Below are 16472 nucleotides of genomic sequence, written 5' to 3'. Positions count from 1 at the left end.
AAACCTCCTATGCTTTCTTGTGTCTTGGCGGACTCAAGATAATTATAGCATAGGAGGTTTTTGCTTGAAGCTGAAGCTCACTGATTCCCCCGGCATAGCCGGGGGTTTTTATTGGATTCACCAATAAAAAAGCCAAAATCCTTATTATGACAAAGGATTTTGGCTTTCTTTGTTTTCTTATGAAGATGCTCCCCAAAAAGGAAAGCGGTTTTGTGCAAACAATCAGAATAAATTATTCAGCGGGTGTTGTTTCAGCAGGAGCTTCTGTTGTAGCTTCTGTTGTTGTTTCTGTTTTTGTTTCTTCTGTTGTTGTTGTTTCAGTTGTTGTTTCTTCTGCAGGTTTTACTTCTTCTGCAGGAACTGTTGCTGTTTCTTCAGCAGGTTTTACTTCTTCAGCGGGAACTGTTGTTTCTGTTGCGGGAGCTTCTGCTGCTTTCAGGTCAGCTGTCAGCATCAGCATTTCAGCAACCTGTGCTCTTGTAGCATCAGCTTTTGCATCTACATCAGCTGCAACCAGTTTCAGGCTTACTGCCCAGCTCATAGCGTCTTTTGCCCAGTCGGAAGCTGTAGCAACGTCTGTAGCTGTTTCAACTGTTACGTCAACGCCTTTGTACTGAGCGTAGTTGTACAGGATCTGTACCAGCTGTTCTACTGTCAGGTTTGCTTTAGGAGCGAATTCTGTTTCGCTAACGCCTGTCATCAGGTCTTTGTCAGCTGCCCACAGGCAAGCTGTAGCGTACCATCTGCCGATTTCAACGTCTGTGTAAGCAGATTCTGTTGCAACGTCTGTTGCGCCTTCTTTATTGTACAGGATCTGAGCCAGCATTGCTCTCTGCAGAGATGCTTCAGGTTCAAATGTTGTGTCTGTTGTACCAGCCATCAGTTTGTTGTCATAAACGTATTTTACTGCGTTGTAGTAAGCTGCGTCTGCTGCAACGTCTGTGAAGGGCAGAGTAGTTGTTTCTGCTGTTTCGCCGCCTTCAGGTGTTGTTGTTTCGCCACCTTCGGGTGTTGTTGCTGTACCGTCAGAAATTACGTACTGACCCATTTCGTCCTGTTTCATAACTTCTTCGGGAACTTTGCCCTGTTCCAGAGCGCCATAATAAGCTGTGTCTTCATCCCATGTGGTGCCTGCTGCGAATGCTACTGTGGGCATAGCCATCATAGCAGCCAGAGCCATAGCTACCATACGACCGTATTTTCTGTTTTTCATACTGTTTTCCTCCTCAACTCACCATAATTTTTTTGTTGTTTCAGTATTAAAATTACCCGCGTAACCATTATAACGAATTCCACGCTGTAATTCAATGAAATTTTGTCAATTTTCGTGTAAATGTAAAAAAAATGAAATATTTCCCTTTTAAGCGTTTTTCACAAAGGAAAAAGCTGGGGCAAAACACCGCAGTCCTTTGATCAAACCTCTCCGCGTCCGATCTTTTTATCCTTTTCCAGCACTGCGTCAAAAGCCGCTACCACTGCCGCTTCGAAACCTTTTGCCTGGAGTGTGGTAACGCCTTCAATGGTGGTGCCGCCGGGAGAACATACCTGATCCACTAAAGACCAAGGGGCTTCCCCACTTTTGAGCACCATTTCCGCACTGCCTTTGACGGTTTCCGCTGCGATTTCCAGCGCCTGTTTCTTGGGCATACCCGCTTTCAGTGCGGCTCTTGCCAAAGCGTCCATATACATATAGGCAAAGGCAACAGATGCGCCGCCGATGACACTGAAAATACCGAAATGATTTTCAGGGATTTCTGCCACGCTGCCAATGGTAGCAAAGACTGCCTTCACCGCTTCCAGCTGCTCTGCTGTCACAGCATCGTTATGGCAGATGCCTGTGGTGGATGCGCCGATTTTGGCGTTGATATTGGGCATTACACGAACGATGGGCATATCTTTGGGCAAGTTTTCTGCCAGATACGCCAGCGTTTTTCCTGCGGCAATGGACACCACCAAGGGTTTCTTTGCTGCGAAATCTGCCTGCAAACCTGGCAGGATTTCCGCCAGAATATGGGGTTTGACACCCAGCACCACCACATCGCTTGCGGCAATGACTTCTCCGGCTGTCTGGCAGCTGTTTGCGCCGCAGGCTTCCGCAAGTTTTGCCGCGGAAGTCACAGTCTTGCTAGTGATAAAAATATTTTTTCCGTCATAACCGTTGGCAGTCATGCCTTTGACAATGGCGCTGACCATGTTGCCCGCGCCGATGAATCCAAATTTCATAGACTCCTCCTCCTTTTCTCTCTTGTCCCTATTGTAGCATGTTCGCAAGCGAAAAAAAAGCGAAATCTGACCGTCTGCAAAAACCTTTTGTCTTTTGCCCTGCCCCATGCTATACTGAAAAAAATATCATGGAAACAAAAAAGGAGGGACTCACATGTCCGTATTATTTCTGGAATATCCCAAATGCAGCACCTGCAAAAAAGCCAAAGCATGGCTGGAAGGTGCAGGTGTAGACTTTATCGACCGTCATATCGTGGAAAACAACCCTACCGCGGAAGAACTGAAACAGTGGCACGCCAAAAGCGGTATGCCCCTGAAGAAATTCTTCAACACCAGCGGTATGCTCTACAAGGAAATGCAGCTCAAAGACAAACTGGCGGACATGAGCGACGAGGAACAGTTTGCCCTTTTGGCTACCAACGGCATGCTGGTGAAACGTCCCCTCATCATCGGCGATGATTTTGTGCTGGTAGGCTTCAAGGAAGCAGAATGGGAAAGACTGAAATGATGAGCAAAGAAATGCGGCAGGCTGTTCTGGAGGATGTACCCACCATTCTTGCCCTGCTGCAAAAACGCATCGACTGGATGGACGAAAAAGGCTTGTATCAGTGGAACAGGACCGCTTATCTGACCGTATACCCCGCTTCCTATTTTGCAGAGCGCATAGGGGAAAACAGCGTGTTTCTTGCCATGGATGGGGACAAAGCCATTGGCGTCATTGCCCTTTTTGACGTAGACCCCAGATGGGACAACGACAAAGACGCTTATTACGTCCATCACCTTGCCACAGACCCTGCTTATCCAGGATTGGGACGGGAAATCCTCACCTTTGCGGAAACCTATGCCCGCAACGCCGGAAAAGAAGTGCTGCGGCTGGATTCTCAGAAGGTCAACGACGATTTGAGCCGTTATTATGAGGCATTGGGCTATCCTGCCGTGGGAGAATGCATCGACGGAGCCTATGTGGGCATCAAACGGGAAAAACCTCTGAACGGCTGAGCATCCCCGAAAGGAGGACGCCATGAAAAAGAAGGAAAAATCCAAAAAAGAAAAACGGCGCAATATTTTTTTGCATATCTTTGAATTTGTGGTGGACGGGATTCTGACCATATTGGATGCCATTTTCTGAAAGCGGGAATCATCATGGGAAAAAAGAAAGAAAAGAAAAAACGTAAGAGTCTGTTGGAAGTCCTTCTGAATTTGCTTTTGCATATCATTGAATTTATTTTTGATCTTTTTTGAAAAAAATCAGAAAATCCTGCAACTTTTCTGTATTTTTCCTCGTCCAAAAGAAAAAAGGAATCCGTATGTAAGAAAGAGTCCTAAACTGGAAAGGGGTTGTTGGTATGAAAAAATGGAAAAGAAACATGATGGCATGTATGGCAGCGGCAGTACTGGCTTTGGGCATGAGCACTATGGCGCTGGCAGCGGAACCTGCGGCAAACACCATTACCGTAAACGGACAGGGCATCGTGAAGGTAGCACCTGATGTAGCCACCATCCATGTGACTGTGGAAAAGACCGCAAAAACAGCAGCGCAGGCACAGAAAGATGTGAATGAAGAACTGACAGACGTCATTGCTGCCATGAAGGCACTGGGCGTTACAGACGAGGATATTGTGACATCTCACATCTCTGTATATCCTTCTTACCGTTATGACGAAAAAACAGACAAACAGGTTCTGGAAAATTATCAGGCTTACACCTCTGTGAATGTGACCACCAACGATGTGGACAACGCTGGAAAATATGTGGATGCAGCTCTGAACGCAGGGGCAACAGGCACCAACGGCGTCACATTCTCTCTGGAAAAACCGGAAACCTACTACAATCAGGCGTTGACAGAAGCCGTAAAAGCAGCCCAGTCCTCTGCTACAGCCATTGCACAGGCTTACGGCAAACCGCTGGGACAGGTGGTATCCGTTGTGGAAAACAGCCGCAACACTTCCACCAGCTATAAAGAAATGAATTACGGTGCAGAAGAAGCCATGGTCATGGATGCTATGGCAACAGGCAGTACCAACAGAAACACCAACATTTCTTATGAAGACATCGAAGTAAGCGCAAACATCACAGCCGTTTACGGATTCTAACATGTTCGGATGAAAGGCTCAGGTCCTTTCAAAAGCAATCTAAAAAATCAGAAAGCTGGAATTCTTTATGAGGATTCCAGCTTTTCTATTTTCCGAATGTTTTCTTAAGAAAGTATCTGATTTCTTGACAGCCCCCTTCCTGTCCGTTATGCTAAGCAAAAACAAAAAGGAGCGACCTATGAAAACAACCCTGACACAACCCTTATATTCCCTGCCCTACAGCCTCCACGACGGGTATCTGACAAAACTGGAGGCAGACGAAGAAACGCTGGTCTGCCACTTTCCCTACGGTGTTTTTTCCACTGATTCCCCATGTGAACAGACGGCAATGGCAAAAGTCATATTGACGGGTATAGACTGGGATTCTTCCTTTCTATATGTTTTTGATGGACCGGGGGAAACAGGGGCTTTTTCCGGCGAAAAATGGCTTCTAAAGGATTTTCTGCCCCATTTAGAACGGCTGGAGGTCATTGACGAAACATATGGTTATTGGCAGGCAAAATGGAGCGGTCTGCTGACAAAAGGAGAGGCACTGGTAGAATGTATGGTAGAGGTGTGCTACAGCGGAGAAATGGTGTATGAAATAGAGGAATGATCAAAAAAGCCCGCAGGATGAAAGTTCGATTCTGCGGGCTTTCTATATGGCAGATGGATTTGAGCAGCGGCACTCGGGTTCCATCCTTTTTCTTTTTGAACAAAAAAAGACATCCCTGCAAATTCCTTTCGGAATTGCAAACGTTGATGTCTTTACCGGAGAAGGAGGGATTTGAACGACCCACCTCATCAGCAAAGCCTTCTGACGATTACGCAGTCCCGCCCTTACAGAACTGTAACAAGGGACGCAGTGACAGCGGCTTTGCAGTCTTTTCCATGGGAAAAGAGATTTCTTTTTTGTTTTTCGCATCTTCAGCGCGACCCTCGGGTTCCATCTTTTTTCTTTTTAAACCAAAAAAAGACATCCCTGCAAATTCCTTTCGGAATTGCAAGCGTTGATGTCTTTACCGGAGAAGGAGGGATTTGAACGACCCACCTCATCAGCAAAGCCTGCTGACGGTTACGCAGTCCCGCCCTTACAGAACTGTAACAAGGGACGCAGTGACAGCGGTTTTGCGGTCTTTTCCATGGGAAAAGAGATTTCTTTTTTGTTTTTCGCATCTTCAGCGCGGCGCTCGGGTTCCATCTTTTTTCGTTTTAAAACAAAAAAAGACATCAACCTCAGTTGATGTCTTTACCGGAGAAGGAGGGATTTGAACCCTCGCGCCGCGTTAACGACCTATACCCTTAGCAGGGGCACCTCTTCAGCCTCTTGAGTACTTCTCCAAGTAGCCTACTGCAAGAAACAGTATACCATTATTCTGTCCATCTGTCAAACCTTTTTTTCACAGAATCGCAATTTTTTTATAAACAGAGCCGGCTCTGAAAGAACCGGCTCCAAAAAGCATCGTCAGATTATTTTACTTTTTCCAGTTTTTCCTGACCGCCCATGTAAGGACGCAGTACTTCGGGGATTCTTACGCTGCCATCTGCCTGCAGGTTGTTTTCCAGGAACGCGATCAGCATTCTAGGAGGCGCTGCAACAGTGTTGTTCAGTGTATGCGCGAAGTATTTTCTGCCGTCTTTTGCAACCACGCGGATACCCAGTCTTCTTGCCTGTGCATCGCTCAGGTTGGAGCAGCTGCCAACTTCGAAGTATTTTTTCTGTCTAGGAGACCAAGCTTCTACGTCAACGGATTTTACTTTCAGGTCTGCCAGGTCGCCGGAGCAGCATTCCAGTGTTCTTACGGGGATATCCATGGAACGGAACAGGTCTACAGTGTTCTGCCACAGTTTATCGAACCACATAGGGCTTTCTTCAGGTTTACATACAACGATCATTTCCTGTTTTTCGAACTGGTGGATACGGTAAACGCCTCTTTCTTCGATACCGTGTGCACCTTTTTCTTTACGGAAGCAAGGAGAATAGCTGGTCAGTGTCTGAGGCAGGTCTTCTTCTTTGTTCATGGTGTCGATGAATTTACCGATCATGGAGTGTTCGCTGGTACCGATCAGGTACAGGTCTTCACCTTCGATTTTATACATCATCGCGTCCATTTCTGCAAAGCTCATAACGCCTGTTACAACGTTGCTGCGGATCATGAAAGGAGGGATGCAGTATTTGAAGCCTCTGCCGATCATGAAATCTCTAGCGTAAGCCAGAACTGCGGAGTGCAGTCTTGCGATATCGCCCATCAGGTAGTAGAAACCGTTACCAGCTACTTTTCTAGCGCTGTCCAGGTCGATGCCGCCGAAGCTTTCCATAATATCTGTGTGGTAAGGGATTTCAAAATCAGGAACAACGGGTTCGCCGAATCTTTCTACTTCCACGTTTTCGCTGTCGTCTTTACCGATGGGAACGGAAGGATCGATGATGTTAGGAATGGTCATCATGATTTTTTTGATGCGTTCTTCCACATCTTTTTCTTTTGCTGTCAGTTCGTCCACGCGTTCTGCGTCAGCAGCGATCTGTGCTTTTACTTTTTCAGCTTCTTCTTTTTCGCCTTTTGCCATCAGACCACCGATCTGTTTGGACAGTTTATTTCTCTGTGCACGCAGAGCTTCTACTTCCTGTTTGATGGTTCTGTTTTCCTGATCCAGTTCGATGACTTCGTCTACCAGAGGCAGTTTGCTGTCCTGGAATTTCTTACGGATATTTTCCTTAACGATTTCAGGGTTTTCTCTTACAAATTTGATGTCTAACATTTTTTTGTCTCCTTTCGGTTTGTATATATATACGAATGTCGAGGATACGGGGTTTTTTTGGCAAATAAAAAAACCCCCGATCCCAAAAAGAGGGACGAGAGTTACTCCCGCGTTGCCACCCGCATTGCCCGAAAAAAATATTTCCGAACCACTTGAACAGCGATAAAGGGCTTACCCTTTCGGCTTTCACCGACAGCTCCGAAAGTGGAGGGCTGTTTTCCTTCCGCCGGCTCGCACCAAACGCCGGCTCTCTGGGGGAATTTCCACAGCTTAGCTTTCTTCTGAACAGCTGAAATACAGCCGTTTCACGCCTTGTTGAAGAATATTATAGCACACAAAGACAAAAAGGCAAGTATTTTTTTCGGGAACTACAAAAAAAATACATTTGTTTTTTTTAATGAAATTCTAATGCGTTTCTTATAGATTCTTTTGCCCAATTGCGGTATGATAGTATCGTACAAGGAGGCCCCTTTTCCTGTACATAAACTATGCCCCCGGACGTTTATCACGTCCGACGCCCGACGATTCCCCGATCGCCGGGTTTTTTTATGCCCAAAAACAGGGTTATTTCCGCCCTGCCTTACGGATATAACGGGCAACACCTGCCAATGATGCCAAAAGCACCACAAGAAAGACGATGCCAAAGGGCAGGAGCTGCGCTTCCGCCATTTGCCCCTGTTCCACCTGACTGCCCAGATACGCCAGCAGACAAAGCATCACGCCGCAGATGGTACAGAAAACACCCATTGCCCGGCACACTTTCTTTTCATCATATTTTGCCCGTTCTTCTCTGGAAGATGTACCAAATCCCGCAATGAGCCAACTACCTTTTCCACCATACAAAAAACCGCTGATGATGAAAAACAGTGCTGCCAATATCAATATACAAACCACTGCTATCATACCAAACACCTCCAAATGTAACCAATGAAAAAAGGACAGCAAGGAAAATCCCCATCAAATAAAATTCTGAAGAAGCAGACTGATATCCTTTTATATCATAAGGATTTCAGCCTGCTTTATTTTCTGATGAAGATGCTCCTCATTCTGTCCTTTTTCTTATTGTTCGCCCAACACAAACCGCTGGAGCACATCTGCCACAGCATCCTGTTCGCAAGTGGTTTCTGTCACATAATCTGCTGCTGCCTTCACATGTTCCTGGGCATTTGCCACAGCCACGCCAAGACCTGCTGCCTGAATCATGGACAAGTCATTTTCACTGTCCCCAATGGCAATGACCTCCCCCAGAGGTACACCGGCTTTCTCTGCCGTTTCCTGCAAAGCTCTGCCCTTGCTGACACCAGTTTTGACAAATTCCAGATACTGGGGACCGGAGAAGAAATGATTCAGTTTTCCCGCAATGATGGGTTCCACCCGTTTCCGCACCGCATCCAGCTGTTCATAAGAACCACTGAGAAGGCATTTGGTGAAATATCCTTCATATTCCAGTCCATCGGGCAGAATCCGCATATCTGCATGCATGACACGGCAATATGCTTCTACCTGTGGGGTCACTTTTTCCGCCAAAAAGGTACGGTCGTCATAGAGATAGACTTCCACCCCTTCTGCCCTTGCTGCCTCCACCACAGGGCGCAGGTCGTCAGAAGAAAAAGAATGTTTCAGCACCATTTCCATATTCTCCAAGTTATACACAGCAGCGCCATTCTGGCAGATGACATAACCTGGTCGACCCAAGAGATTCAATTTTTCCAGAAACCGTTCCACACCATAAACGCCGCGGCCAGTGCAGATGACAAATTCCACACCCTGATCCACTGCTTTTCCAACCATTTCTATATTTTTTTCCGAAAGTTCTGACGCGCTTTTCAAAAGTGTGCCGTCCATATCGGAGAAAACCATGCGATAAGCCATGGGAAACACCTCTCTTTCTTTCCATTCGTATGTTGACATAACCTTTTGTTATCGTTTCGTTTGTCACACAACCTGTGGATAACTTTTTGTATACACAGGTTTATCCACAGATTTTTGCTGATTTTATACACATTTCCACAGAGTTATACACAGGTCTGATAAAAAATGCCGTGGTTTCCCACGGCAAATCTCATTCTGCCTGATGTTTTTCTTTTTCTTCGGATTCTTCGAAGTCGTCCATTTCATCCATTTCTTCTGGTTCATCGTCTTCAAAGAAATCCAAAGTTTCCTGCTGGATTTCAGCCAGCATTTTCTCGGCATCCTCAGGAGAAAAATCTTCAGCGGCAGCGATCTGTCCTGCCAATGTTTCTTCCTGTTGAATCTGTTCCTGTTCTGCCGAAGTTACATCACCGATGGACTGGATTTTTTCCTTGGGTGTTTCCACCTGTTCCAGTGTGAGCTGGTCATCCATAGGTGCATAGCGGCGTTTGAAGAAGGGTTTGAATTTGACTTTCACCACTTTTTCATGTTCCGGTTTATAGGACTGTTCCTGTGCCATTTTCACTGCCTGTTTTTCTTCATCGGACAGCATATAAATGCTGACACCCATTTCGATGGGTTTGGCATAGGTAAAGGAACCTGTACGGCTATGGATACCGTTGAGGACAACGCCGTTATCTTCCCCATCCAGCAGTGCCAGAGCGAAGCAAAGATTGCCGCCCATTTCTTCGAAGGGGTTATAACGGATGAGCCCGACTTTCTGGATTTTGGATTTATCGGTTTTGTCCATATCCGTTACCATATCCAGCAGTTTATCGTATTTTTCTTCGATGCCTTTTACAGTATCGAAATATTCCTGAATTTTCATTTCCAAGTTATGGGGTGGTCGGCGGCTGGTTCCCATAAAAATGTCATACCGTTTTTTCTCCCGATTGATTTTCACAAACAGGATGATACACAGAATGAATAGGATCACCACCGCAAGCCCCAGCAGTCCAAACAAAAGCAGCGCATATTTCTGCGCCAATGCTGTCAGTGCTGTCATCTTGCCTCATTACCTTTCTGTTTCCAGTTTTTTCATCAGTACCAACAGACGATCCAAGTCTTCGTCGGAATAATACTCAATTTCTATTTTGCCCTTATTTTTCTTTTGGGTGACTTTTACCTTTGTGGCAAAAATTCCCTTTAATTCGTCCTCAATCTGACGCAGGACAGGGCTTTGTGTCTTTTTGGGCGCTTCTTCTTCCGCCGCAGGTGTTTCTGCTGTTTCCAGCATCGTTTTCACCATGGCTTCCACGGCACGAACGCTCAAGCCTTCCTCGATGATGTGTTCTGCCACTTCAAACTGGGCTTCCCCATCGGTGAGAGGCAGCAGCGCACGGGCATGTCCGGCGGTGAGCTTATTTTCCACTACAAAATTGCGGACACGTTCGTCCAATTGCAGCAGGCGCAGGGCATTGGCAACGGCAGGACGGCTCTTGCCCACTTTATCGGCAATCTGTTCCTGACTCAAACCAAATTCTTCCTGCAAACGCTGATAACTCTGGGCTTCTTCCATAGGGTTCAGATCTTCACGCTGGAGGTTTTCCACCAGAGCCGCCTCAAAGGCTTCCCCTTCTTCCCATTTCTTAATAATGGCAGGGATTTTGGTCAGACCTGCGATTTTTGCGGCACGCCAACGACGTTCGCCGGCAATGAGTTCATAATAGCCCTCTTTATTTTTCTTTACCACCACAGGCTGAATCATGCCGTAGTTTTTCAAAGAAGCTGCCAGTTCTTCCAAAGCTGTTTCATCGAAATGCTTTCGGGGCTGTTTGCGATTGGGCTCGATTTTATGCAAATCCAGTTCCAGCACACCGCCGCCGTCGCTTTCGAAATCTTCCATTTTATTATGGATCAAGGCTTCAATGCCAAGTCCCTTGGCACCCAGTCCCTTTTTCGTCGCCATTTAGTCCCACTCCTTTTCCATGACTTCTTCTGCCAGCAGACCATAGCTTTCTGCCCCTTTGGATTTGGGATCGTAGAGATGAATGGGCAGACCATGGCTGGGGGCTTCGCCCAAACGGACATTACGGGGAATGATGCTGCGATAAACATTTTCGCCCAGACTCCGTTTGACTTCTTCCACCACCTGCAAAGAAAGATTTGTGCGGGCATCATACATGGTGAAGACAATGCCTTCAATTTCCAAATGACGGTTCAGACGTTTCCGCACCAGATTGACCGCGTGGAGGAGCTGTTCCAGACCTTCCAGGGCAAAATATTCACACTGGATGGGAACCAGCACCGTATCCGCCGCTGTCAATGCGTTGATGGTGATGAGGTTCAAAGAAGGCGGACAGTCGATGATGACAAAATCATAATCATCTTTCACTTTGTCCAAAGCTTCCTTTAAAATATACTCTCTGTCGTCTTTGCCGATAAGTTCAATTTCCGCTCCTGTCAGGCTGATATTTGCCGGAAGCACTTCCAAGCCCTCTACGCATGTGGGCTGTTTCACTTCGGCAATGGTTGCCTGTTCCAGAAATACATCATAAATGGTCAAGGGCACACCGTTTTTGTCCAGCCCCAAACCGCTGGTGGTGTTGCCCTGCTGATCCGCGTCGATGGTCAGCACTTTTTTGCCCGCAGCAGCAAGGCAGGCAGACAGATTGATGGCAGTGGTGGTCTTTCCCACACCGCCTTTCTGGTTGGTGATTGCAATAACTCTGACTTTTCCCATGTGGTTTTCCCGCCTTTCTGTCGATCTTCTATGGGGTATTATAGCACAATTTTTTTATGGTGAAAAGAAAAATGGCGGGTTGCAAAAAAACATTTCTTTTGAAAAATGGGCAATCTTCGGCAATTTTGACAGTAAAATTCCTGTTTCACGTGAAACATGGGTATCAAACAAACCTATGGGTGTCAAGCAAACCTATGGGTGTCAAGCAAACCCTATGGTGTTTCACGTGAAACATAAAAAAGCCAGAAACTCCCGAAAGAATTTCTGGCTTGCACACTTCTGCCTACTCGTCAAAACCTTGCATGAAATGAGGTTTTGACGACATGCTATTATTTGCCGTTTTTCACCACAGCGTTGAGCTTTGCCAATGGTGTTTCACGTGAAACATGTTTCTTTTTCTCAAAATTGCCAAAAATGGGGTAAGCCTTGGGCAGTACCTCCAATGTGAAGGGCATCTTGGGTCCCATTTCTCCATCCACTGTGGATTCCATAATCTGAAAATCCGGGTCCAGACATTCAATCTTGAAATAATGGTCCCGACGATACAGAATGGACTTTTCATCCTTGATGTGTTCCCCTGTCAGCATCTTCAGGAACACAGAAGGGATTTCCAGTATGGATTTTGCCCGAATGCCAATGAATTCAAATTTGCCGTCTGAAATGGATGCTTCCGGTGACAGCTTTGTAAAGCTGCCGGTACCAGCGCTATTCATAATCATATACAGATACAAATCTTCTTCCAGCACCTCATCAGATGTAGTGATGCGGAAGGGAATTTTGTGGAAATTTGGAATCTGTTCCATACCTTTCAGATAATAAGACAGATTTCCCAAAGCGTTTTTCACATCTTTGTCTACCGTCTGGGAAACATTGGTCAGAAGTCCCCCTGCGCAGACATTGATGAAATAAGTTTCCCCATTGACCAGACCGATATCCACGTTACGGGGAGAGGTTTCCGTCATGACACGGCATGCCCCTTCGGAGTCCCCTGTTTTCAGTCCCAGATAAGTGGCAAAGTCATTGGCTGTGCCGGAAGGGATGATGCCCAGAGGAATCTTCAAATTGTTGTGCATCAGGGCGTTGAGGACGATATTCACAGTGCCGTCGCCGCCGGAAGCCACCACAATATCATAATCTTTATCCATCTGTGCCACATGGGTTTCGATGTCCCCGGGCTGCATGGTGCGGAAGGGATGCACCTCATAGCCTGCGGACTGGAAAACGCCAATACAGACATCCAAGTCAAATTTGAAAGTTTTATTGCCGGAAAACGGGTTATAAAACAGTTTCACCTTTTTCATAGAACGCCCAGCCCCCTTTTTTCTTACATCTGTTCTGGAGCGTCAATGCCCAGCAGCGCAAGACCTGCTGCCAGAACAGTTTTCACTGCCACAACAACTGCCAGACGTGCCTGACGCACTTCTGCTTCGCTGTTGAGGATGGGGTTGTCATGGTAGAACTTATTGAACGCCTGAGAAATAGCAACCAGATGTCTTGTCAGTACATAGGGTTCCAGTTTTGCTGCTGCGTCCACAATCTTGGAAGGGAATGCTTCCAGCAGTTTGCAGACATTCAGAGATGCTTCGTCATCCAGTTTGCTGAAGTCAATGTTTTCTGCTGTGAAATCATCCGCTTTTTTCAGGATGCTGCATGCACGTGCATGGGTATACTGTACGTAAGGACCTGTTTCGCCGTCGAAGTTCAGCATACGTTCCCAAGAGAACACAACGTCTTTGATACGAGTGTTGTACAGGTCGTTGAAGATAACGGCGCCGATACCAACTTTTTTCGCAACTTCTTCTTTGTCAGGCAGAGAAGGATTCTTTTCTTCGATGATTTTCTTTGTTTCGGCAATTGCCTGATGGAGCAGGTCTTCCATCAATACCACGTTGCCGTGACGAGTGGAAAGTTTGCCGCTGTCCAGACTTACCAGACCAAAAGGTACATGAATCAGGTCTTTGTACCAGTCATAGCCCATTTTATGGATAACTTCGAACCACTGTGCAAAGTGCAGGTTCTGGTCCAGAGCTGTCAGGTAGATACATTTATCGAAGTTATATGTTTTCTTGCGGTACAGCGCAGCTGTGATGTCACGGGTTGCGTACAGTGTGCCGCCGTCTTTACGGATAATCAGGCAAGGAGGCATGTTCTTATCTTCCAGATTGACAATCATTGCCCCTTCGCTTTCTTCCAGCAGACCTTTTTCTTTCAGTTCGTCCACAACGGCTGCCATTTTGTCGTTATAGAAGCTTTCACCGGTGTATGCGTCGAATTTAACGCCCAGCATATCGTAAACACGTTCAAATTCTTTGATGCTGATATCATAGAACCATTTCCACAGTGTCAGGGCTTCGTCGTCGCCGTCCTGCATTTTTACGAACCACAGACGTGCTTCGTCGTCCAGTTCAGGCGCTTTTTCCGCTTCATCATGGAATTTTACATAAATGCGCATCAGTTCCTGGATGCCTTTTTCTTCCACGGCTTCTTTGCTGCCCCATTTTTTGTAAGCAACAATGAGTTTACCGAACTGTGTGCCCCAGTCGCCCAGATGGTTAACGCCTACGCATTTGTAGCCCAGCTGGCTGTGAATCTGATACAGTGCGTTACCGATTACAGTAGAACGCAGGTGGCCTACATGGAAAGGCTTTGCGATGTTGGGAGAGGAGTAGTCGATAACGATGGTCTTACCTGCGCCCATGTCGCTTTTGCCGTAGTTTTCTTTTTCTGTCAGAACAGTTTCCAGTACCTTTTTGGTATAGAAATGCTTGTCCATAAAGAAGTTGATATATGCGCCAACGATTTTGACATCAGCGATGAAATCGGGTTTTTCCAGTTTTTCACCGATTTCCTGGGCGATGAAAGGAGGCGCTTTACGCAGTACCTTTGCCAGTTTGAAGCAAGGGTATGCAAAATCCCCCATGTCTGTATTGGCAGGCACTTCGATGGCTGCCGCGATTTCTTCCGCTGCCACGCCGCAGGCTGCGGACAGGCTTTTTGCGATTTCCAGTTTCATATCCATATTACATTCCTCCGATGGGTGTTTAAATGACTATCTACGCACAAACGGGCTATTTCTGCCCATAGGCATGTTATTTTATAATATACCACAAAAACCGCAGAAAATCAAGAAAAGTGCCCTTTTGCCGCGGATTTGAACCAAGGGAAAATATATGATAAAGTGAAATAAAAAATTTGCAGAAAGGGAAATGCAAAAATGATTGTGAGCCTCCCATACCGGAAAAACCTCCCTTGTACAATATCATATGGATTTACGAGAATGCAGCTGATGTCCTAGGCAGTAAGAGAATTGTAAGAAATGTTTTTGCCCAATGCAAAGACATCCCCTGCCTTCTGTGCTATGATGAAAAAAAGACATGGAACGATATAGACATCAAACGAGGTGATATGATGGATTTTCCTTCTCGCTTTTTCCTGTTTCTTCTGAGTACAGGGGTATTTTTCGCACTGGCTCTCATGATCCCGCTGACGAGCGGTATGCTTCTGATCCTGCCTCCTCTGCTGGCATTGGCATCCACAGCTTTGGTGAGCCATATCTTTTCCCAGAAAAAACGCATGGACGCGTTGGAGAAAGAAGTGGCAGAGCTGAAAGAAAAAATGGAAAACTTGAAACCAACAGAAATTTCTGAAGGGAAGTGAACCTATGCGGTATACATTGCGGGACGGGGTGCTCTTTGCCTGTGCAGCCAGCATTCTCATCCTCAGCTACAGCTTACAGCCCACTTCGGTCATTGGCAGAGATCTGCATACCAGCCTTTCCGGCGGCGAAGTGGTGTCGTCTTTTGATACCCACAGCGGTTTTCAAGGGGACGGCAAATCCTGTACCGTCATCACCTTTGAGGATGATGCCTTTCTCCAGCGCATCCAGCAGCAGCCCAATCTCTGGAAGCCTTTTCCGCCGGATGAAACGGTAAAAACGCTCCTTTACGGTGTCTACACAGACGAATACGCCATTTATCCCTGCGTCACAGGGAAGGATTCCCCAGAAGAACCGCTGATTCCGCCCATGGAAAAGGGGTATTATCTGCTGGAAGACCGCCACAGTCAGGCAAAGGAAAATCCAGACCTGCTGGAGCATTCTTCTTATAACTTCACCCTCAGCGTATATGACGCAGACAACCGGACGTTATACTACTACAAACTGGATACCTAAAAGCTTGCAGAAATGGAGGGATTTTTATGCTGTTTTTCCGTGCTATCACTGTGCTTTTTTTGGCTCTATTCACCTTCCAGACCCCTGTAAATACGGAGGAAAGCGCTGCTGTGCGAAAAGCCGCTTTCGGCACTGGCATAGACCTTTCCGCAGGGGAATTGGTTTCCACCTATGACGACCACGGATTCCACGGCGACGGCACCACCTGTACCATCATCCAGTTTTCCGACGATGCTTTGCTGGAAGAAATCGAAAACGCCGGCACATGGCAGGCTTTTCCACCGGATGAAGCTGTCAATCAGCTCCTGTACGGCAATTATCTTGATGACCCCGAAACACAGGAACCCTTTGTGCCGCCCATCGAAAAGGGGTATTACCTGCTGAAAGACCGGAATTCACAAGCCGCAGAGAAGCCAAACATTATGAAGCGCGGCTCCTTCAACTTCGATTTAGCGGTTTATGACGCTGACAACCACACATTGTATTATCTGGTGCTGGATACCTGATGAAAAGACGCCTCTCCTTTTTGAACTGCACCCCATTTGTTAGACAGTATGATATACTGAATAACAAGTGGGGTGATTTTTATGCCAAAAGGAGTACCAAATAAACGATATACACCAGAATTCAAGCAACTGGTGGTAGAAACGAT

The 16472-nt window shown here is 46.5% G+C and carries 17 protein-coding genes and 1 tRNA gene; 7 read left to right on the top strand and 11 right to left on the bottom strand.

The genetic code is table 11. From position 1 onward, the window contains the following. Positions 1 to 232: 232 nt before the first annotated feature. Both INF29_RS11730 and proC read right to left on the bottom strand, forming a co-directional pair. On the bottom strand, positions 233 to 1213 hold the full coding sequence (locus INF29_RS11730) for an S-layer homology domain-containing protein (RefSeq protein ID WP_193486753.1): 981 nt from the start codon (positions 1211 to 1213) through the stop codon (positions 233 to 235). Between the two features lie 200 nt (positions 1214 to 1413). Beyond that, entirely contained in the window at positions 1414 to 2223 is an 810-nt protein-coding gene (gene proC, locus INF29_RS11725; RefSeq protein WP_072849184.1) for a pyrroline-5-carboxylate reductase, read from the bottom strand. A 154-nt stretch (positions 2224 to 2377) separates the two neighbouring features. On the opposite strand from proC, the gene INF29_RS11720 reads away from it, so the two are divergent. From INF29_RS11720 to INF29_RS11705, 4 genes are all read left to right on the top strand, one after another. Then, complete coding sequence (locus INF29_RS11720) at positions 2378 to 2731, top strand: arsenate reductase family protein (RefSeq protein ID WP_193486751.1); 354 nt, start codon at positions 2378 to 2380, stop codon at positions 2729 to 2731. Next, positions 2713 to 3222 carry a GNAT family N-acetyltransferase gene (locus INF29_RS11715; protein WP_193486749.1) on the top strand — a complete coding sequence of 170 codons (510 nt, stop codon included), beginning with the start codon at positions 2713 to 2715 and terminating at the stop codon, positions 3220 to 3222. Before INF29_RS11720 ends, INF29_RS11715 begins: the two co-directional genes overlap by 19 nt. A 347-nt stretch (positions 3223 to 3569) precedes the next feature. Next, complete coding sequence (locus tag INF29_RS11710) at positions 3570 to 4316, top strand: SIMPL domain-containing protein (RefSeq protein WP_193486747.1); 747 nt, start codon at positions 3570 to 3572, stop codon at positions 4314 to 4316. Between the two features lie 178 nt (positions 4317 to 4494). Then, the gene (locus tag INF29_RS11705; RefSeq protein ID WP_087988235.1) at positions 4495 to 4911 is read left to right on the top strand and encodes a hypothetical protein; all 417 of its coding nucleotides are present in this window, start codon (positions 4495 to 4497) and stop codon (positions 4909 to 4911) included. A gap of 637 nt (positions 4912 to 5548) precedes the next feature. Here INF29_RS11705 and INF29_RS11700 read toward each other — a convergent pair. From INF29_RS11700 to argS, 9 genes are all read right to left on the bottom strand, one after another. Then, positions 5549 to 5636: transfer RNA gene (locus tag INF29_RS11700), tRNA-Ser, on the bottom strand. Between the two features lie 129 nt (positions 5637 to 5765). Continuing rightward, positions 5766 to 7055, bottom strand: coding sequence for a serine--tRNA ligase (serS, locus tag INF29_RS11695; protein ID WP_072848383.1), 1290 nt, complete (start codon positions 7053 to 7055; stop codon positions 5766 to 5768). A gap of 564 nt (positions 7056 to 7619) precedes the next feature. Further along, positions 7620 to 7958 (bottom strand): DUF3784 domain-containing protein, encoded by a 339-nt coding sequence (locus INF29_RS11690; protein ID WP_191344893.1) that lies wholly within the window; start codon positions 7956 to 7958, stop codon positions 7620 to 7622. Between the two features lie 156 nt (positions 7959 to 8114). Next, positions 8115 to 8927 (bottom strand): HAD family hydrolase, encoded by an 813-nt coding sequence (locus tag INF29_RS11685; protein WP_193486745.1) that lies wholly within the window; start codon positions 8925 to 8927, stop codon positions 8115 to 8117. A 190-nt stretch (positions 8928 to 9117) separates the two neighbouring features. Continuing rightward, positions 9118 to 9972, bottom strand: coding sequence for a DUF4446 family protein (locus INF29_RS11680; RefSeq protein ID WP_087990345.1), 855 nt, complete (start codon positions 9970 to 9972; stop codon positions 9118 to 9120). A 9-nt stretch (positions 9973 to 9981) separates the two neighbouring features. Then, the gene (locus INF29_RS11675; protein WP_193486743.1) at positions 9982 to 10875 is read right to left on the bottom strand and encodes a ParB/RepB/Spo0J family partition protein; all 894 of its coding nucleotides are present in this window, start codon (positions 10873 to 10875) and stop codon (positions 9982 to 9984) included. Continuing rightward, positions 10876 to 11649 (bottom strand): ParA family protein, encoded by a 774-nt coding sequence (locus INF29_RS11670; RefSeq protein WP_054328689.1) that lies wholly within the window; start codon positions 11647 to 11649, stop codon positions 10876 to 10878. A gap of 329 nt (positions 11650 to 11978) precedes the next feature. Continuing rightward, complete coding sequence (locus tag INF29_RS11665) at positions 11979 to 12950, bottom strand: YegS/Rv2252/BmrU family lipid kinase (RefSeq protein ID WP_193486741.1); 972 nt, start codon at positions 12948 to 12950, stop codon at positions 11979 to 11981. A gap of 23 nt (positions 12951 to 12973) precedes the next feature. After that, positions 12974 to 14668, bottom strand: a complete 1695-nt coding sequence (argS, locus tag INF29_RS11660) for an arginine--tRNA ligase (RefSeq protein ID WP_193486739.1) — start codon at positions 14666 to 14668, stop codon at positions 12974 to 12976. Positions 14669 to 15057: 389 nt separating this feature from the next. On the opposite strand from argS, the gene INF29_RS11655 reads away from it, so the two are divergent. Genes INF29_RS11655 through INF29_RS11645 form a run of 3 tightly spaced genes read left to right on the top strand, consistent with a single transcriptional unit; the run spans position 15058 to position 16326 of the window. Continuing rightward, the gene (locus INF29_RS11655; RefSeq protein WP_143710730.1) at positions 15058 to 15306 is read left to right on the top strand and encodes a hypothetical protein; all 249 of its coding nucleotides are present in this window, start codon (positions 15058 to 15060) and stop codon (positions 15304 to 15306) included. Positions 15307 to 15310: 4 nt separating this feature from the next. Further along, on the top strand, positions 15311 to 15820 hold the full coding sequence (locus INF29_RS11650; protein ID WP_193486738.1) for a hypothetical protein: 510 nt from the start codon (positions 15311 to 15313) through the stop codon (positions 15818 to 15820). 26 nt (positions 15821 to 15846) lie between these two features. Beyond that, positions 15847 to 16326: a hypothetical protein gene (locus tag INF29_RS11645; protein ID WP_193486736.1), complete on the top strand. Its 480-nt coding sequence runs from the start codon at positions 15847 to 15849 to the stop codon at positions 16324 to 16326. Positions 16327 to 16472: the final 146 nt, after the last annotated feature.

Source organism: Anaerotignum lactatifermentans (assembly GCF_014982935.1).
In the GTDB taxonomy this organism is placed as follows: Bacteria; Bacillota; Clostridia; order Lachnospirales; family Anaerotignaceae; genus Anaerotignum; species Anaerotignum lactatifermentans.
Note: the sequence above shows the minus strand (reverse complement) of the source record. Positions and strands in the feature narration are given on the sequence as shown.